Annotated in this window: 16 protein-coding genes; 15 read left to right on the top strand and 1 reads right to left on the bottom strand. The window is 55.7% G+C overall.

The features are described 5' to 3' along the window. Positions 1 to 12: 12 nt before the first annotated feature. The 15 genes from RW092_RS13550 (at position 13) to RW092_RS13480 (ending at position 17,362) form a co-directional block, all read left to right on the top strand. On the top strand, positions 13 to 4,218 hold the full coding sequence (locus RW092_RS13550) for a TIGR02680 family protein (protein WP_009223785.1): 4,206 nt from the start codon (positions 13 to 15) through the stop codon (positions 4,216 to 4,218). Positions 4,219 to 4,229: 11 nt separating this feature from the next. Beyond that, a complete protein-coding gene (locus RW092_RS13545; protein ID WP_316010451.1) occupies positions 4,230 to 5,666 on the top strand; it encodes a TIGR02679 domain-containing protein in 1,437 nt (478 codons plus the stop codon). 290 nt (positions 5,667 to 5,956) lie between these two features. Further along, a complete protein-coding gene (locus tag RW092_RS13540) occupies positions 5,957 to 6,202 on the top strand; it encodes a hypothetical protein (RefSeq protein ID WP_254899822.1) in 246 nt (81 codons plus the stop codon). Between the two features lie 442 nt (positions 6,203 to 6,644). Continuing rightward, positions 6,645 to 7,781: an ABC transporter substrate-binding protein gene (locus RW092_RS13535; RefSeq protein ID WP_028538576.1), complete on the top strand. Its 1,137-nt coding sequence runs from the start codon at positions 6,645 to 6,647 to the stop codon at positions 7,779 to 7,781. A 96-nt stretch (positions 7,782 to 7,877) separates the two neighbouring features. Next, a complete protein-coding gene (locus tag RW092_RS13530) occupies positions 7,878 to 8,798 on the top strand; it encodes an ABC transporter permease (protein ID WP_316010450.1) in 921 nt (306 codons plus the stop codon). Next, positions 8,798 to 9,607, top strand: coding sequence for an ABC transporter permease (locus RW092_RS13525; protein WP_316010449.1), 810 nt, complete (start codon positions 8,798 to 8,800; stop codon positions 9,605 to 9,607). The genes RW092_RS13530 and RW092_RS13525 overlap by 1 nt, the downstream gene beginning before the upstream one ends. Further along, complete coding sequence (locus tag RW092_RS13520) at positions 9,604 to 10,647, top strand: ABC transporter ATP-binding protein (RefSeq protein ID WP_316010448.1); 1,044 nt, start codon at positions 9,604 to 9,606, stop codon at positions 10,645 to 10,647. The genes RW092_RS13525 and RW092_RS13520 overlap by 4 nt, the downstream gene beginning before the upstream one ends. Positions 10,648 to 10,652: 5 nt before the next feature. Then, a complete protein-coding gene (locus RW092_RS13515; protein ID WP_316010447.1) occupies positions 10,653 to 11,438 on the top strand; it encodes a DeoR/GlpR family DNA-binding transcription regulator in 786 nt (261 codons plus the stop codon). A gap of 20 nt (positions 11,439 to 11,458) precedes the next feature. After that, positions 11,459 to 12,295 (top strand): alkaline phosphatase family protein, encoded by an 837-nt coding sequence (locus RW092_RS13510; RefSeq protein ID WP_009223796.1) that lies wholly within the window; start codon positions 11,459 to 11,461, stop codon positions 12,293 to 12,295. Positions 12,296 to 12,312: 17 nt separating this feature from the next. After that, on the top strand, positions 12,313 to 13,332 hold the full coding sequence (locus RW092_RS13505) for a PHP domain-containing protein (RefSeq protein WP_316010446.1): 1,020 nt from the start codon (positions 12,313 to 12,315) through the stop codon (positions 13,330 to 13,332). A gap of 77 nt (positions 13,333 to 13,409) precedes the next feature. Continuing rightward, on the top strand, positions 13,410 to 13,559 hold the full coding sequence (locus tag RW092_RS13500; RefSeq protein WP_016313858.1) for a hypothetical protein: 150 nt from the start codon (positions 13,410 to 13,412) through the stop codon (positions 13,557 to 13,559). A gap of 185 nt (positions 13,560 to 13,744) precedes the next feature. Further along, positions 13,745 to 14,434: a PspA/IM30 family protein gene (locus RW092_RS13495; protein ID WP_316010445.1), complete on the top strand. Its 690-nt coding sequence runs from the start codon at positions 13,745 to 13,747 to the stop codon at positions 14,432 to 14,434. 40 nt (positions 14,435 to 14,474) lie between these two features. Next, the gene (locus RW092_RS13490) at positions 14,475 to 15,506 is read left to right on the top strand and encodes a TFIIB-type zinc ribbon-containing protein (RefSeq protein WP_028538570.1); all 1,032 of its coding nucleotides are present in this window, start codon (positions 14,475 to 14,477) and stop codon (positions 15,504 to 15,506) included. Then, positions 15,503 to 16,306, top strand: coding sequence for a TPM domain-containing protein (locus RW092_RS13485; RefSeq protein ID WP_316010444.1), 804 nt, complete (start codon positions 15,503 to 15,505; stop codon positions 16,304 to 16,306). Before RW092_RS13490 ends, RW092_RS13485 begins: the two co-directional genes overlap by 4 nt. A 21-nt stretch (positions 16,307 to 16,327) precedes the next feature. Next, positions 16,328 to 17,362 carry an SPFH domain-containing protein gene (locus RW092_RS13480; RefSeq protein WP_316010443.1) on the top strand — a complete coding sequence of 345 codons (1,035 nt, stop codon included), beginning with the start codon at positions 16,328 to 16,330 and terminating at the stop codon, positions 17,360 to 17,362. A gap of 62 nt (positions 17,363 to 17,424) precedes the next feature. On the opposite strand, the gene mscL is transcribed toward RW092_RS13480, so the two are convergent. After that, positions 17,425 to 17,820, bottom strand: coding sequence for a large conductance mechanosensitive channel protein MscL (gene mscL, locus RW092_RS13475; RefSeq protein WP_009223803.1), 396 nt, complete (start codon positions 17,818 to 17,820; stop codon positions 17,425 to 17,427). Between the last annotated feature and the right edge of the window lie 219 nt (positions 17,821 to 18,039).

Raw genomic sequence — 18,039 nt, 5'->3', positions numbered from 1 at the left:
AGGATTTAACTGATGGAACAGCAAATGGTGGAGCAGGAAAGCGGTCTGAGAGCGGACGGGGCTTCCGGTCAAGGCGGCCGAGCGGCCGCAAGGTGGCAGATGCATCGCGTCGGGATTTTGAATTTCTGGTATTACGATGAAGAGGAATTTCAACTCGAGGAAGGCCGGCTGATCTTGCGCGGCGCCAACGGGTCGGGCAAGTCGGTTACAATGCAAAGCTTCCTGCCGCTCGTGCTGGATGGCGACAAGCGGGCGCACCGGCTTGACCCGTTCGGTTCGCGGGACCGCCGCATCGAGTATTATTTGCTTGGCGAGGAGGACGGCGGTAAGACGGATACGACGGGCTACTTATGGATGGAATTCAAGCATGGTGCGACCGGAGCGTACAGAACGGTAGGCATCGGGCTGCGGGCGAGAAGAAACGCGGCCCAGGTGCAGTTCTGGGGGTTTTTGCTGGAGGATGGGCGGCGCATCGGGCGTGACTTCTGGCTTTACGACCGTAATGGATGGCTGGAGGACGGCGTACGCATTCCTCTCGACCGCAAGGAACTGGAAGCGAAGGTGGGAACGGGCGGCCAGGTCGTTTTGGATCAGAAATCGTATCAGGATATGGTGAACAAGCATATTTTCGGGTTCGCGGATACGGATGCTTATCAGGACTTGCTCCAACTCATGATTCAGTTGCGGAGTCCAAAGCTGTCCAAGGACTTCAAGCCGTCGGCGATCTATGAGATTCTCCATCAGGCGCTGCCGCCGTTGATGGAGGAGGAGCTGCGGCCGTTGTCAGAGGTGCTGGAGGACATGGACCAAATGACCGACCGGCTGGACGAACTGAAGCGGCATCGCGCCGAGATGGTGAAGCTGCAGGAGCGGTACGATTTTTACAACAAGCATGTGTTGTATACGAAATCTGAGGACATGTTGGAGGCCAAAGCTGCTTATGATGAAGTCGCTGCCAGAGTAAGAAGGTCCGAAGAGACGCTGGCGCAAGCGGAGGCGGAAAAGGCGGGGGCTGTGACAGAGCGCAGCGGCATCCAGAACCGGTTGCAGGAGATTGCCGTCGAGCGCGAATTGTTGGAGAAGCATGAAGCTATCGGCAAGCAACGGGAGTATGAGGCGGCCGCGGCGGCTTTGGCGGACACGGAAAAGCAGTTGGAACGCGCAAAGGAAAAAGCGGGCAAGGCCCGCATAAAGCAAGAGCAACTTGAGCGCGGGCTGCAGGAGGCCGAAGCCAAGCGGGACACCGCCGAACGGGAGCAACGGGAACTCCTGAACGAGTTGGAGGCGATTGCGGGCGACATGGAGTTTGCCGGGCATGTCGTATATCACCGGTATTGGACAGCGAACGTGCCGGTGGATGATCTGTGGAAAGAGGCGTGGCGAAAAGATCTGCGCACGCATCGCGATGCTGTGGAACGGGGCCTGGCCAAGGCGGCGGAGGAAAAAATGGCGGCTGCGCTGGTCAAGGAAAGCGAAATCGAGTTGGGTGAAGCGAGCCGAGCGCGGGATGAGGCGGAGCGCGAGCGCGGCGAGCGGGATAAGCGGTTTGCTGACAGCAAGGAGGCGTTTAAGGACGAGATTGTCGCCTGGCAAAGCGGGCTACGGCAACTGCCTTTTAATGAGGAGGCGCTGCGCGAGACGTTTGGGGCGCTACGCGAGTACGGACTGGAGCAGACCTCGCTGGAGCCGGTGCGGGGGCCGCTGCTGGACCGGTACGAAGCGGCCCGGGATCGTTTGGTGGCCCGCCGGCTCGATATGGAGAAGCAGCGGAGGGATTTGTTGGCGGAGCGCTCGAGCTTGCAGGAAGAGAAGCGCGGCTGGGAGCAAAGTCGGGAGCCGGAACCCGGGCGCAGCACAGCACGTGCGAAATTCCGCGAAGCTAATGCAGAGCGAGGCGGGGCGCCGCTCTTCGCTGCGTGCGATTTCCGGCCGCACGTAGGCGATGACACCAAGGCGCGGATCGAGGAAGCGCTGGAGCGTTCGGGGTTGCTTGATGCCTGGCTGTCCCCGGACGGCCGGGTGCAGGAGTGTGGCAATGACGATGAAGAAGCCTGGATCGTACCTCGTCCGCAGGAATTTGGCTATACGCTGGCGGACATGTTGGTTGCCGATCCACCAGAGGGAAGCGGGCTCACGGCCGCGGCGATCGATGCGGTACTGCGCAGCTTTTTGTGGGACGAGGAAGGCGGCCTACTGGATGACGGCGACTGGAGCGGCATGATCGCAGCCGACGGCTCTTACCGGCTTGGCCCGCTCGCCGGGAAGGCGGCGGTGAAGGAGCGGGCGGAGTATATCGGCAAGGAGACGCGCCGCCGTACCCGCATGATGGAAATTGCCCGGCTGGGCGAGGCGATCGCCAGATTGGACGCCGTGCTGCGAGAGCTGGACGAACGGCTTGCCGGTCAGGAGGCAGCGGAAAGGCAGTTGGCGGTAGAGCGTGAGCTTTTTCCCGGCGGGGCGGACCTGGCTGGAGCCCTGCGCGAACTACAGGCAGCGGATTATCGGCTGCAGGCTGCGGCCCGGCAGGAAGCGCAGGCCAATGAGCGGTTCAAGGCGAAGTCGGCGCAGTGGCGCGAACTGCAGCGAGAGTTGGTAGAGCTGACCGCGAACTGGACCCGGTTGAAACGCGAGCCGGATCTTGCGGCGGCGGTTAACGCCTTGCGCGATTATGAAGCGTCGCTTTCGGACCTGCATTCCGCCTGGCGGCAGTACAGGGACGCTCACGCGTCTTGGGAGCGGTTCAAGGATGAGTTGGACGCTTTGATCCTGGAACTGGAGGATGAAGAAGCACTGGCGGAAGAGCTCGGCGAGCGGCAGCGGGATCAGCGCGCTCAGGTGGATACGTTGCGGAGGCTGATCGAGGAGTTAGGGTTGGCCGATGTTGCGCGGAGGCTGGAGGAACTGAAGCGCGAGCAATCTGCGTTACTTGTCCGCGTCAAAGAACAGGAGCGGCTGCTCGATGCGGCCAAAGACAAGGCATCCCGGGCGGAAGCACAGCTGGTGCTGCTGCGGGAGCAGGCAGAAGTGCTGCACGTCGAGTTGGAACGAACGCTGGAGCAACTGCTAGCAGAGCTGCGCCAAGGTCTGGTTGACGAGTGGCGGAGCGTAGCGACTGAGGCGGATACAGCGAACGCGGCGAACTCGGGCGCAGCCACAACTCGGGCAGTTTTCCTGCAGGCCTCTGCCAAAGAAATTCTGCGGCAATACGAACCCTTGTTTACCGGGCGTAATGCCGAAAACATCGTTAACCGTTTGTTGGAGCAGTTTAATGCCGCGCGCATGCTGCTGACGGAGTATGTGCTGGAGACGGTTGCGGATGAAACAACCGGACGTTTGTTGCTGCTTTCCATGCGTAACCCCCGCCAGCCGCTGCCGCCGCAGGCGTTGCTGGAAGAACTCGAACAGCAGGAAGCGGAGCAAAGCGCTTTGTTAAGTGAGAAAGACCGCGAACTGTATGAGGAAATCATTCTCCGCAGTGTTGGCAAAGCGATCCGGCAGCGAATTCACCGTGCGGAGCAATGGGTGCGGGAAATGAACAAGCTAATGGAGGAGCGAGACACATCAAGCGGTCTTCGCTTGAAGCTTGAGTGGCAACCTAAAGTCGCGGCGGGGGAACAGCAACTCGATGTCTCCGACCTGGTCGAACTGTTGAAGCGGGATTCTCATAGGCTGCGCGAGGACGAAATCGACGCGATGATCGAGCATTTTCGTGGGCAAATCGTCAGCGCAAAACAGGCAGCCCAGGAGGAGCAGGAATCGCTGCGTCAACATCTCTACCAAGTGCTAGATTATCGCAACTGGTTCCAGTTTGAACTGAAATACAAAAAAGGTGAGCAGATTGGTTACCGTCCGCTCACCGATGCGCGCTTCAACGTGCTGAGCGGGGGCGAAAAGGCAATGGCCATGTATATTCCGCTGTTCGCCGCCACATGGTCGCGGTATTCCGACGCGAGAACCGACGCGCCGCGGCTTATTTCTCTTGACGAAGCGTTCGCGGGCGTGGATGAGGAGAACATGCGGGATATGTTCAAGCTGCTGACGGATATGGGCTTTGACTATATGATGACCTCCCAGGTGCTGTGGGGTTGCTACGATACGGTTCCAAAGCTGGCGATTTATGAGATTTACCGGCCGAAGGACGTCGATTTCGTTACCTTGTTCCGCTACCGTTGGAATGGCAAAATCAAGGAATATATAGAAAGCGGTGCAGAAGAATGAGCGGCGGGCGGATGAACGATCGTTCAGATCAGGCGGCCAAAGCCCGGGACTATTTTTCTCGTCCCGGGTTCAAGAGAATGCTCGAAGCCGTCTGGAAGCGATACGCCAGTCTGGAGAAGGCGGGCGGGCACGCCGTCATCAGTAGATCTACTGCAGCGGAATGCGAGGCGATCAATACTTTTTTTGGCTGGTACAAAAAACCGGGGGACGATATCCGAGTACCACTTGCGGATTTTGAACAGGAATTGCTGGAATCGGCATTTACCTTCACGATTACCGAACTTCATGAAGTCCTGACCGGCGAGCCGCTGCGAACCAAATCGGATCGGGAATTGCTGGCGATGCAGGAGTGGGGGAGGTTGTTTGAGACCCTGGAAGCCCAGTTTGCGGAGCAAGGAACGCCACTCCAGCCGGCTGTGGCGGAATGGTTAAGTGGTTTGCGCCACGGCCGTGCAGCCGGTTACCGCACCTTGCGTGAGCTGTGGCGCGCTGCTCCCGAGACGGCGCAAAGAGAGCTGGCGAGTGCCACATGCGCGTGGAACCTGCTGCTTGCGGGGGATGCAACAGCAGGTTTGGGCGAGAACGGTAGCCCACCATCAGCTGTCCGCCTACCGGTGCTGGCCGCGCAAACTACCGGCGATCCGCATGCGCTGGACCGGAACGTCCCGGCAGGGCGGCTGCTGTTCCAGGCCTTACGCTCCAAGGAGCTTGGGAAGCAGTTTGCCGAAACGGATCAAACTGACCCATCAGATCCCGAGGCGATACCCGGCTTGTCATCCGGAGTGGATACCTTGGAGGCGCGGGAGATTTACCGCAGCGCGGGAATTTTTGATGACGACATATCTTCTCTCGTTCATATTTATTGCCCTTGGGACGGCGGTAACGGGCCATATGTTTTATCGTTAAGGCAAGTTGAGATAACCAGCGTGCTTTCTCCGATCACCGATTTTTATGTGGTAGAGAATCCAGCGGTATTTTCCACTTTGGTTGATTTGAATGAAGCCAATGAATCCGCCTATACTGCGGGACCGATGCTAGTTTGCACCAGTGGACCGGCAAGCGCAGCGGCATTGCGCCTGATCGATCGTTATATGGAGGAAAACCTGGTTTCCGGCCACCTATATTACTCTGGTGATTTTGATGTTAAAGGGATTTCGATCGGAAATGTTCTGGCTTCCCGTTATGGGGACCGATTTACCGCCTGGCGTTTTAACCGGGAAAGTTACATGGAGGGGTGTGCCTTGGCGCTTCCCAATGGCGTAACCTTATCAACAGAAGAGCGGCTTCGTTTGGCTAAGATGCAGGCCATTTGGGATAACTCGCTGTGCAACACGATGCGCGATGTAGGTCGTAAGCTATTTCAAGAGCAAATAATCGTAAATTTGATCAATGATTGGCGAAAAGCGGTCATAGGAGGGGAGATCGGCGGCCGTTTGCATTCCAAATGAAGTGCGCAATATCATGCAACGGATGTACAGAATTAAGCTGGACATTTATGAGCGATATGACGTTAAAGTGAAAGCTGTAAATGTATTCTTCTTAAGACCGGTGCTGTGGTTCTGTCTAGGAGCTGCCTCGTGCTGGTCTTATTTTTGTTTTCTGTTCTTTATTCCCATTTCTCGCGCCAACCCTGCATTCCTGTCCATATCGAGCACAAAGGACGTTCTCATTTCGGCACCGATCCCGTATGCTTAAAGTAACTTTGGTGTGGACAAGGACGGAAAGGAAGGTGATCTGCTTGGGGAAGAACAAGATCAATCTGCTGACCAAGCTGTTGATTTCCTATTGGCTTGTGCTGCTGTTTCCGGTGCTGATCATTTTGTTTTATTATTATCCGCAGTCGGCGACGGCGGTGAGAGCGAAGGAAATGGATTGGAACGCTCATATCACGGAGCAGTTCATGACGTCGATGGACACGTTCACGCGACCGTTCATTCAAAAATACTTCGAGAAAGGCGTGATGATCGGTTCGATCAAGGGGTGAGCGGCGGGTTGCCATGAGATTACGATTTGCAAGCCCGGGGGCGGAGGCCTTCCGGGCTTTTTTTGCATGAGCGTGCCGTAAGTAATAAAGGTAAAAAAGGGCCTTATTCGCTCCAAAGATAGAGTTTGGCTTGAAATAGCGGACATTTTTACCCTTATCTTTGAAAAATGGGCGGTGAAGAGGTGAGTTTGACGGGAGTTCAGGAAAATAAGGCCACAAAATTCCCTTATTCAACGCAAAAAGGGACCAAAAGGTGAAATAAGGCCATAAAAGTCCCTTATTTCCGCCTGGGGTGACAATGTGCATGATTATGATGATTTTAATAAACTTCGCCATCTCCATTAATCCAGCGTAAACAGTCAAAACCTATACTCTTCTTGGGTCGAAATCAACAGAAATACATAGCGAACCCATAATAATCCACAGGGAGTGCATAGAAACCATGAAATTCGGATTAAAGAGGCAGTTAGCGCTGGGTCTGGTTTTATCCTTGTTTGTATTGATGCTGGCCGCTTGTGGTGCAGGGGGCAACGGAGGCAACGGGAGTAACGCAACTGCAACGGATACAAGCGGGGCGGCGCAGGCGGAAGAGCTCTCGCTGGCCGATCTGGAAGCGAGGGCCAAAGAAGAAGGTTCCGTCGTGAGCGTTGGCATGCCGGACACATGGGCGAACTGGAAAGATACGTGGTCGGATCTGAAAACGAAGTATTCGTTGGATCACATGGATACGGATATGTCGAGCGCCGAAGAGATCGCCAAATTCGAAGCGGAGAAGGATAAGCCGACCGCGGACATCGGTGACGTCGGTATCGCATTTGGTCCGGTTGCGGTGGATAAGGGCGTAACTCAACCGTACAAAACCTCGTACTGGGACGAGATCCCGGATTGGGCCAAGGACAAGGACGGCCACTGGGTCGTAGGTTACCAAGGTTCCATCGCATTCTTCACGAACACGGACCTGGTCAAAAATCCGCCGCAAAGCTGGGAAGACCTGAAGAACGACGACTACAAAATCATTGTTGGCGATGTGACCAAAGCTGCGCAAGCGCAAATGGCCGTGCTGGCGGCCGCCATCGCCTACGGCGGGGACGAGACAAACATCGAGCCGGGGATTGCTTACTTCGAAGACTTGGCGAAAAAAGGCCGCTTGTCCAGTGCGGAAGCTTCGCTGGCCAACATCGAAAAGGGCGAAGTGCAAGTGACCCTGTTCTGGGACTTCAATGCCCTGAACTACCGCGATCAACTGGGCGGCGCGGACAAGTTTAACGTGGCGATTCCGAAGGAAGGCAGCGTGGTCAGCGGCTACGCCACGATCATCAACAAATACGCGCCGCATCCGAATGCCGCCAAGCTGACGCGGGAATACATCTTGAGCGATGCCGGCCAAATCAACCTGGCGAAGGGCTATGCCCGTCCGATCCGCGATAGCGTGCAGCTTCCGGAAGACGTTGCTGCCAAGCTGCTGCCGACTGAGGCCTATGCCAATGTGAAACCGGTCAGCGACTACAAGGCCTGGGAAGAGACGGCGAAGAAGTTGCCGCAGCTGTGGCAGGAGCGCGTGCTCGTTCATATGAACTAATCGGGGCAAATCACGGGCCCGTGTTCAACCATTTGAAGGGGTGCGTCAAACGTCTTGGACGGGAGGCGCCCCTTTTTTTAACAAGGAGGGTGTGGCGTGAAGCGGAAAAATCGCCGGTATTTGCTTGGGCTCGTTCCTTTCGTCGTCATGGTGGCCCTGTTCCAGCTGGTGCCAATCGTGTCGATGATTACGGGAAGCGTCAGCCTGGAGGACGGCGCCGGAATGACGTTGGGGTATTACACCCGAATTTTTCAAAGCGAGTATTATCTCAAAGCGATTCAGAACAGCTTGCTGATTTCGGTCTTTTCAAGCGTGATCGGGATTGTCGTTGGATTGGCCTGCGCTTACGCGGTGACGCGATTTGCACCGAGGATGCGGGACCGTCTGATCATGGTGTCCAATATGACATCGAATTTCGCCGGCGTACCGCTCGCCTTCGCGTACATTATTCTGCTGGGGAGTAACGGGGTATTTACTTTGCTCTTTAAGCAGTGGGGCTGGGACGTGCTTGCCGGTTTTAACTTATACAGCTGGTCGGGGCTGGTGCTGGTGTATGTCTATTTCCAGGTTCCCCTGGCTTTATTGCTGCTGTACCCTTCGTTTTACGGCATTCGTGAGCAATGGAAAGAGGCGGCATCGCTGCTGGGCGCAAGTCCTTGGCAGTTTTGGAGAACGATCGGGATTCCGGTACTGCTGCCAGCCGTGTTCGGTACGCTGGGGATTTTATTCGCGAATGCCATGGGTGCTTACGCGACTGCTTATGCCCTCGTCGGAAGTAACTTCAACCTGCTCGCCGTACGGATTGGCAACCTGGTTTCCGGTGACGTTGTAACCGAGCCGCAGCTGGGGAATGCGCTGGCAGTAATCCTAGGCCTGTCGACGCTATTGGCGGTGTACCTGAACCACAAGATGACTCAGCGGCTGCACCGGTTCCAACCCGGCTCGGCGGAACAGAAGGCACGCAACCATCGGAAATGGCCAAAGCTGAAGTCGCCTGCGCTGAAGGAGGAATTGTGATGCAGACCCCAAGCAAAAAAGCAGGGTGGGCACCGAGAACCCTGATGCTGCTGCTCATGATTTACTTGCTGCTTCCCTTGCTGGCAACGATGATCTACGCGTTTGCGAAAGAGTGGCAAGCAACCCTTCTGCCGGAAAGCTGGACGCTGGAATGGTTTGGTGAGATGTTTCAGGATGCGCGTTTTCTGGATGCGTTATGGAAGTCGCTGTACCTCTGCGCGATCAGCATCGTGCTTAGCCTAGCCGTCATGCTGCCGGCAGTGTTCATTATCACCGTCTATTTGCCCCGGATGGAGAGCTTCATGAAGGGAATTGTCGTGCTTCCTTATGCTGTTCCCGGCGTCGTTGCCGCAGTGGGGCTGATCCGAGCGTATTCCTCCGGCCCGATGAATATTTCGGGGACCGCTTATATTTTGATCGGCGCGTATTTCGTCATCGTCCTGCCTTATATGTATCAGGGTATCCGCAACAGCCTGCTCACCGTATCGGCACCAGAGCTGCTGAATGCCGCGGAGATGATGGGCGCCGGCCGCATAAAGGCGTTTGTGACCGTGATTTTGCCAAACATCTGGCCGGGGGTGGTGACGTCGACGCTGCTGTCTTTTTCCGTCCTCTTTGGGGAGTTTGTCATGACGAACATGCTGGTGGGCGGTCATATTCAGACGATCCAGGTGTATTTGTCGCGGCGGATGAATGAAAGCGGGCATTTGGCCAGCGCGATTGCGATTTCGTATTTTTTGTTTATTCTGGCGTTGTCCATGGTCTTGATGAAGCTCGGCAAACAAGTAAACAGGGGGATTTCGGAATGAAGCCATATCTGAAGCTGGAAGGGATCCGTAAGCAGTTCGGATCGGCGGCGGTGCTGAATCGTGTGAATTTAGATATCCGCGAAGGGGAGCTGGTTACGCTGCTCGGGCCTTCGGGTTGCGGAAAAAGCACGCTCTTGCGCTGCATCGCCGGCCTGACGGAGATCGACGAAGGGCAGATCTGGCTGGACGATAAGGACATCGTCAACCTGCCTCCCCGCAGTCGGGAGATCGGCATGGTGTTCCAATCGTACGCCTTGTTCCCGAATTTGACGGTCCGCGAAAATATCGAATACGGCATGCGAATGCGCGGCATGGCCAAGGAAGCACGCCGCCAGAGATCCAGCGAACTGCTCGAGCTCATCGATTTGACCGATAAGCGGGACGCTTATCCCGCACAGCTGTCGGGGGGACAGCAGCAGCGCGTAGCGCTCGCCCGTTCCCTGGCCGTCCGTCCGAAGGTGCTGCTGTTGGATGAGCCGCTCAGCGCGCTTGATGCGAAAAATCGCAAAAATCTGCGCACAGAAATCCGCGAGATTCAGAAGCAATTCAACATGACCACGATCTTCGTCACGCACGATCAGGAAGAAGCGTTAACCTTGTCCGACCGGGTCTGCCTGATGAACCAGGGGAATATCATACAGCAAGGGACCCCGGAGGAGTTGTACGCCAAGCCCGCAACGGAGTTCGTTGCGCGGTTCATGGGCAGCTATAACGTGCTGACGCGGGCCGAAGCGTTACGGCTATTCGGCACGGTGCCCGGCGATGCGGAGAGTTACGCCATCCGGCCGGAGGCGCTCTCGCTTATTGGACCGGAGCAAGCGGCTGACCCGGCCCATGCGGGCAAGCCCATCGTGGAGGGCAACGTTCACTCGGCATCGATCCTCGGCAACGTTATTCGTTACGCCATCGATGCCGCCGGCATCCGCCTGACGGTGGATGTGCTGAACGATGGACGCTCTCGGCGGTTCGAGGAGAACCGCCCTGTCACCCTCGTTATGGATCACGCGCAATTGCTGCAGCTAGAGAAGGAAGGGGCTTAGGCAAGTTGTCAATTTCATCTGAGGAGCGCAAGCGCGTCATTATGGAGCAGTTGAAGCAGGAGGGACAGGTGAAGGTCCCGGAGCTGTCGCATCGTTTTACCGTATCGGAGGAGACCGTGCGCCGCGATTTGATCCTGCTGGAGAAAGAAGGTTTGGCTAAAAGAGTCTACGGCGGTGCGGTCCTCCCCAAATTGACCAGCTACGAGCCGCCGTATTTGCAGCGCCAGAAGGACAAGGCGGAGGAGAAGGAGCGGATCGGCCGCGCTGCTGCCGAGCTGATCGAATCCGGGGACACCATCGCCATCGACATCGGGACGACAACGCTGGAGATGGCCAAGGCGATCGCCGGCCGGGAGCGGCTGACGATCCTGACGAACTCGCTGGCGGTGGCGTATCACCTGATGGAGTCGCTGAATGGCGGGAGGTTTTCCGGGAAGATTTTTGTGGTCGGCGGGGAATTAAATCCGGAGCAGCAGTCGTTATCGGGGACAATTGGCGAGCACATTCTGTCGCAATTCCGGGTCGACAAGGCGTTTATCTCCATTGGCGGAATATCCTTGGAGCGGGGGATCAGCGATTATGACGTCGATGAAACGGGCATGTCGCGCCGGATGATCGAGGCGGCATCCCGTACGATTGTGCTGGCTGATGCGTCAAAGCTGGGCAAGGAAGCATTCGTGGAGATCGCGCCGCTGAGCCAAGTACACGCCATTGTCAGCGACGTTGCCGCCCCGAAGGAATGGCTGCAGACGCTGCGCGGCCATCGCATTCAATGGATCGAGGCCACTTAACTGAAGGGAGAGAGAGATGGATGTCATTCGCAAAGGCAGAAGCAGAAGCCAAGAAGCTCGTTGTGGTTGTGCTGGATGGATTAAGATATGATGCGGCCCGCAAGTATCTCGGGTATATGGAGCATCTTGTAGAGCAAGGGGAGGCGGCCTGCTATCAAGTGCAGTCGCAGCTGCCGAGCCTATCGCGCCCGCTCTATGAAGTGCTGCTGACCGGTACGCCGGTGGCCCGAAACGGCATTACGGCGAACCATATCAGCAGGCTAAGCCGGGAGCAAAGCGTGTTTCACCTTGCCATCACCGCGGGATTACGAACGGCTGCCGCCGCGTACCACTGGGTTAGCGAGCTGTACAACCGTGCGCCGTTTAACCCGGTGACCGACCGGCATCAGCATGACGAGAAGCAGCCGATACAGCACGGGATTTTTTATTTCGAGGATCACTATCCGGACAGCCATCTGTTCCTTGATGCGGAGCATTTGCGCACAACGTACGACCCCAACTTCCTGTATATCCATTCGATGAACATCGACGATATGGGGCATAAGCACGGCGGGGAAAGCAAGCAGTATGAGGGCGCCGTCCGGACGGTGGATGGGATTCTGGCTACGCTGGTACCGCTGTGGAGATCGCAAGGGTATGAGATTATCGTCACATCCGATCACGGGATGAACGCGATGGGGCAACACGGCGGCACTCAGCCGGAGGAGCGCAACGTTCCGCTGTATGTGTTTGGTGAGCTGCCGATTCCTTCGCCGAAGCTCCAGGGCGATCAGGGGCTGTCACAGCTCTACTTGGCTCCGCTGATGTGCCATTATCTAGGAATCGAGCCTTCCGAGGCCATGGTGAAATGGGAGTAGACAGGAGGAGTTTGCGGGTGAAGGTTGATATGCATTTTCATCTGGAGGAAGGTCCGTATTCCTTGCGCTGGCTTTCGCGTACACTGCAAGGGTTGGCGGCGACCGAGCCGGGGCCGGATCCGGCCTTGGGGCATCATACGATCGAATATGCCGAGGAAATGACAAAGCTGTTGTCCCGGCGGATGGAGAAGGGATGTTATAGCGAAGAGTGGTTGGATCGCTACTTGATCCGGGGACGCGAACGCGGAATTCAGGAGTTTGGCGTCGTTGATCATTTATACCGGTTCCGGGAGTGTCGGCCATATTACGAAAAACACATGCTGCTGGACGACAGCCGGGTTGGCAAGCTGCAACGGGCCTGGTTGGATCAGGTGTGCGTAGCTTCCATCCAGGATTTCGTTGACTTTGTGACGGAAGCGAAGAAGACGCGGCCCGATCTCGCGCTTGGCATCGAGGCGGATTTCTTCCCCGGCGGCGAAGTGGAGTTGGACGAAATTTTGGCGGGTTATGATTGGGATTACGTGATTGGCTCGGTGCATTTCCTGGAAGGATGGGGGTTCGACAATCCGGAGGCCAAGACAGGCTTCGACGGCCGGGACCCCGTGCAAACGTACGCAGATTATTATGAATTGCTGCGGCAGGCCTGCGTCTCAGGGTTGTTTCACATCATCGCGCACCCGGATAACTTGAAGGTGTTTGGGTTCCGGCCGGCCGATGAGAAGAAGCTGCTGCCGTATTACCGGAGCATCGCCAAGGAAATGGCGCGAAGCGGCGTAGCTACGGAGATCAATACCGGTCTCGCATACCGCTATCCTATCGCGGAGAGTTGCCCAAGCCCATTGTTCCTGTCCGTATTAGCCCATTACGGGGTCCCGCTGACGTTATCCTCGGACGCTCATTTTCCGGACGATATCGGTACGCTGCTTGATACGGCCTTGGCCGATGCGATCGATCAGGGATACAAGGAGCTGGCAGTGTTTCGAGACGGGAAGCGGCGGATGGTGCCGATCTTCGCAAATCACACAGCGGCCAAGTAGGGGGCTTGCCAACCTCGCCTGCATAGAACCACGCTTTTCCGCGCAAGTTACCTAAAAAACAGGGAGGAGCGTGCATCATGCAGCAAGATTACGTATTCACGGATCTGGAAGGCCGGGAGTCGTTAGTTCAGGAGATTCGGAAGCTGGAAGAAAAAATCGAGCAGTCCATAGGAGAGAAGGTCAATCTGATCGCATATTCCGAGAAAAAAGATCATCCCCAACACTAGCACGTCATTAGTGCAGTTGTGGATCGGTTGATCCCATGTCTTTTTGCGGTCTGCGATAGCCGCTTGTACGGGAAGAACGCCCTTCGGGGCGTTCTTTTTTGCCCGGTCTCGGGAGCCGCCATGAAACCAAATGGTTGTTTCTACTGTATTATTAAGTAAGTGACCAACTGAAGGAGGGACGGGAAGTGGGGATGTTGTCGAGGTTTAAAGATGTGATGCGGTCGAATCTTTCCGCTAGGCTGGAGCGTTCACAGGATCCGGCGGCGACGGTGGATGAATACCTGCGTCAATTACGGCTGGATTTGGGACAGGTCAAGGCCGAGTCGGCTGCGATACAGACAGCGGAAGACCGAGCCAAGCGTGCGCTGGATGAGTGCGCTGAGGAAGTTCGGAAGTTGCAAAGGTATGCGGAGAAGGCGGTGGAATCTGGCGACGAATCTGCTGCATTAAAATTCCTGGAGCGGAAGGCGAAGCAGGCGGAACGGCTGCAGGAGCTGCAGACGGCCTATGAGCAGGCAGCGAGTCAGGCCGACCAAATCAAGCAGATAGAGGAGAAGCTGGTCTCCGATCTGCAGAAGCTGGAAGCGCGGCAAGCGACGCTGAAGAGCAAGCTGGCAGAGGCCGCTGCGTTGAACAAGGCCCAGGCTGCTGGAGGAACCGAAGCAGCGCTTCGCGAACTGGAGGCGAAGGCGGATCAAGCGTTGAATGAAGCGCTGGCTCTGGCGGAGCTTCGGGCGGGATCGCAGGAAGACGATCTGGACGCGATCTTCGCGGAGCTGGAGAAGAGCAATGCGGCGGGAGCGAAAGCGGAGGGAGCCACAGCATCGACTCCTGAAGATGAACTAGCGGCGCTCAAGGCGAAATTAAATAAATGAGCTACCTGAACTTGATTTTGGATGGATTGAGGTGAACGATTTGCCGGTCATTGAATACAAATGTCCGAGCTGCGGCAGCGGCATGACGTTTGACAGCACAACAGGTATGCTGTCCTGTCCAAGCTGCGGTCGCAAGGACAACATCGAGCAACTTCCCGACCCATTGAAGCAACAGGTGTTCACGGAGGACGAGGTTCGGGAATACCACTGCGAAAGCTGCGGGGCGGTCATCGTAACGGAGCCGGAAACCAGCGCAACGACGTGCAGCTTTTGCGGTTCCGCTGTGGTGCTTAGCGATCGCCTGACCGGGAAGCTGGCGCCGCAGCAGGTGATCCCTTTTGCGATCAGCAAGGAAGAAGCGATGGCGGCTTTCAAGAAATGGTGCCGAAAAGGGCTGCTTACGCCCCGCGGCTTCATGACCGCGAACCGCATCCAGGGGATTACCGGAATGTACGTGCCGTTCTGGCTGTACGATTTGCTGAACAATATCGATGTTCGCGGCCGAGGAACGAAGGTAAGAAGCTATCGCCGAGGCGATTATCAATATACCGAAACCGATCATTACGAGTTTTACCGGAGAATTCGGCTGAATTATGTCCGGCTGCCGATCGATGCCTCGGCGAAGATGGACGATGAGCTGATGGATAAGCTGGAGCCTTTTCCCTACGACCAATTAAAGACGTTTAAGACGCCATATCTTGCGGGATACATTGCTGAAAAATACAACTATACCAGCGAGCAGCTTACCCCGAGAGCTCGGGAAAAAACGATGCCTTATATCGAATCCTATATTTCTTCAACCGTTTCCGAATACACGACGGTAAGCTACGCGGACAAACAGATCGATACGACGGTCAAACGAGCGAATTATGTGCTGCTTCCGGTCTGGATGGTCTATTACAACTACAAGGGGAAGCAGTACACGTTCGCGATGAACGGCCAAACAGGCAAAGTGGTCGGAAAGCCGCCGCTAAGCAAAGGGAAAATGGCGGCATGGTTTGCCGGCGTTTCGGCCCTCTCTTTTGTTGGACTTAAAATATTGGCCTGGCTGTGGGGAGGCGTATTCTTATGAACAAGCGATGGGTCGTGGTGTACTCGTTGCTGCTCTTGATCATGCTAAATATGCTGACCCCGTTAACGGCTCAGGCGGAATCGCCGCTTGCGAATAAGCAGCTGATTTATGACGAGGCCGAACTTCTCTCTCCGGGAGAAATTGAAGACCTAAACGCGTTGGCGAATGAATATGGGCCCAAAAGAGAGCTCGACATCATCATCTATACCACGGACAATCCTGAAGGCGAGGATGTTGTGAAGCTGACGGAGAATTTCTACGATGAACGGGCTCCGGGTTACGACAAACCGCATGGCAACGCCGTGATTTTGACGTTGGATATGCTGAACCGGGATCTATATCTGGCAGGGTTCTATAAAGGGGAGAAATACCTGGACGACAGCCGTTTGGACAAAATCCGCAACAAGATTACCCCGATGCTGTCCGCAGGCGATTATCACGGTGCGTTTGCAGAATACATACGCACGGCCTACCGGTACGCGGAGTTTCGGCCGGGGGTGAATCCGGATAACCCGCTGTTCAACACCGGCATTCAGCTTGTGATTGCACTGGTGATCGGGGCGGGGGTCGTCTTCATGATGGCGTTCCGAAGCGGCGGTCGGATCACGGTGAGCGGTCGTACCTATGAGGATTCGGCCAATTCTGGCGTCATTTGGCGACAAGACAATTATCTGCATACCACGGTAACGAAGACGAAGATTGAGAGCAGCAACAGCGGCGGCGGTGGCAGCAGTGGAGGTGGCGGCGGCGGTACAACCAGCGGCGGACACTCCCATAGCGGAAGCCGAGGATCATTTTAAAGGAAGGGGCAGGAAGAGCTGATGAGTTTTTTTAAGAGCCAATTTGCCAATGTCGTGGAGTGGGAAGAATTCCGGGACGACATGATTTTCTGGAAATGGAGCAACCGTGAAATTAAAAAAGGGAGTAAGCTGATCATCCGCTCGGGGCAGGACGCGATTTTTATGAATAACGGGAAAATCGAGGGGATTTTTAAGGAGGAAGGCGAATATAACATTGCCTCGGAGATCGTGCCGTTCCTGTCCACGCTGAAGGGGTTTAAGTTCGGCTTCAACAGCGGGATGCGGGTTGAGGTGTTGTTCGTCAATACGAAGGAGTTCACCGTCCGGTGGGGCACGCAAAATCCGGTGTTAATCCCTACGCCGCAGCTCCCCGGCGGAATGCCGATTCGTGCGAACGGCACGTTTAACTTCAAGGTCAATGACTATGTGACTCTAATTGATAAGGTTGCAGGCATTAAACAAAGCTATTTGGTGGAGGACGTCAAGCTTCGGATCACCTCCGTGCTCGATCAACTGCTGATGAAGTGGATTAGCCGGGAAGGCAAAGATATGTTTAATCTGCAGGCTAACGCCGCGGAGATCGCACGAGGCATTCGGGAAGACCTCGATATGCAGGTCATGGACGACGGGTTGGCCATCACAGGCTTCCAGGTGATGAGCTTCAGTTATCCGAAGGAAATTCAGGAGATGATCACGAAGACGGCGTCGCATGAAATGATCGGCAATTTAGCGAAATACCAGCAGGTCAGCATGACGGACGGCATCGCCTCAGGCAAGGTGCAAGGCGGCGGGGCCGCTTCGGATATGGCGGGGATGATGATGGGGATGAACCTGGCCAAGGAAATGATGAAAAACCTGAATCCGGAACCGGGTCAGGGGAAAGATCATCCGCAGCCGCAGTCCCAGTCGCAAAACTCGGGGGCGAGCCAACCGTCGCAACCTGCAGCGCCTTCCGCCTCGGAAGCGGACTCTAAGCGGCCGAACTTCTGTCCCAACTGCGGGAATAAGAACGAAGGCGCGAACTTCTGTCCGAATTGCGGGCAGAAGCTGGTGTAGGCGCATACGAGAAAACCCGCCTAAGCATAAACGGCTCGGGCGGGTTTTTGGCTTCAAAGGAGTCACTTCTCCTCCAACGCTCTTTGCTTTAACAAATCACGGATTTCGGCCAGCAGCACCTCTTCTTTGGAAGGGGCGGGCGGCGCTTCGGACTTGGGCTCCTCTTTCTCTTTGCGTCTCAGTTTGTTGATACCCTTGACGAAGAGGAAGATGGAGAAGGAGACAATAAAGAAATCGATGACGGTTTGCAGGAAAGCTCCGTACTTCAACACCGTGTCTCCGTATTGAAACTGTAACTCTTTCAAGTTAATACCGCCTACCAGCAGCCCGATCACCGGCATCAGCATGTCGTTAACCAGGGAAGTCACGATATTCCCGAAAGCGGCACCGATAATGACCCCGATAGCTAGATCTAGCACGTTCCCTTTGAGTGCAAAGGCTTTAAATTCCTTCCACATGATGGAGCACCTCTCTTTTTTGGCATATTATTAGCAGTATACCATAAGCGAACCGGCATAGGAGGAAAGGCGGGGGTGGGAGTTCTAGCTAAGATGAACGTAAAACAAAGACAGCCCTCCAAATTGCTACATCTCGTAGGTTAAAATGGATAGTGTAGTATAAACCAAACCATTTCAGAGCTACATAGCAAAGGAGAGCTGATACTATGCAGTCTACCA

Origin of the sequence: Paenibacillus sp. 3LSP (assembly GCF_032465655.1) — a bacterium.
Taxonomy (GTDB): domain Bacteria; phylum Bacillota; class Bacilli; order Paenibacillales; family Paenibacillaceae; genus Fontibacillus; species Fontibacillus barengoltzii.
The sequence above is the reverse complement of the archived record's forward strand: the minus strand, read 5'-3'. Positions and strand labels throughout refer to the sequence as shown.

What these genes read in the sequence shown, in the direction of transcription:
- RW092_RS13480 (WP_316010443.1), top strand. Translation starts at nt 16,328, where the DNA reads ATGAGTTTTTTTAAGAGCCAATTTGCCAATGTCGTGGAGTGGGAAGAA.
- RW092_RS13545 (WP_316010451.1), top strand. Translation starts at nt 4,230, where the DNA reads ATGAACGATCGTTCAGATCAGGCGGCCAAAGCCCGGGACTATTTTTCT.
- RW092_RS13485 (WP_316010444.1), top strand. Translation starts at nt 15,503, where the DNA reads ATGAACAAGCGATGGGTCGTGGTGTACTCGTTGCTGCTCTTGATCATG.
- RW092_RS13500 (WP_016313858.1), top strand. Translation starts at nt 13,410, where the DNA reads ATGCAGCAAGATTACGTATTCACGGATCTGGAAGGCCGGGAGTCGTTA.
- RW092_RS13520 (WP_316010448.1), top strand. Translation starts at nt 9,604, where the DNA reads ATGAAGCCATATCTGAAGCTGGAAGGGATCCGTAAGCAGTTCGGATCG.
- RW092_RS13525 (WP_316010449.1), top strand. Translation starts at nt 8,798, where the DNA reads ATGCAGACCCCAAGCAAAAAAGCAGGGTGGGCACCGAGAACCCTGATG.
- RW092_RS13550 (WP_009223785.1), top strand. Translation starts at nt 13, where the DNA reads ATGGAACAGCAAATGGTGGAGCAGGAAAGCGGTCTGAGAGCGGACGGG.
- mscL (WP_009223803.1), bottom strand. Translation starts at nt 17,820, where the DNA reads ATGTGGAAGGAATTTAAAGCCTTTGCACTCAAAGGGAACGTGCTAGAT.
- RW092_RS13535 (WP_028538576.1), top strand. Translation starts at nt 6,645, where the DNA reads ATGAAATTCGGATTAAAGAGGCAGTTAGCGCTGGGTCTGGTTTTATCC.
- RW092_RS13510 (WP_009223796.1), top strand. Translation starts at nt 11,459, where the DNA reads ATGTCATTCGCAAAGGCAGAAGCAGAAGCCAAGAAGCTCGTTGTGGTT.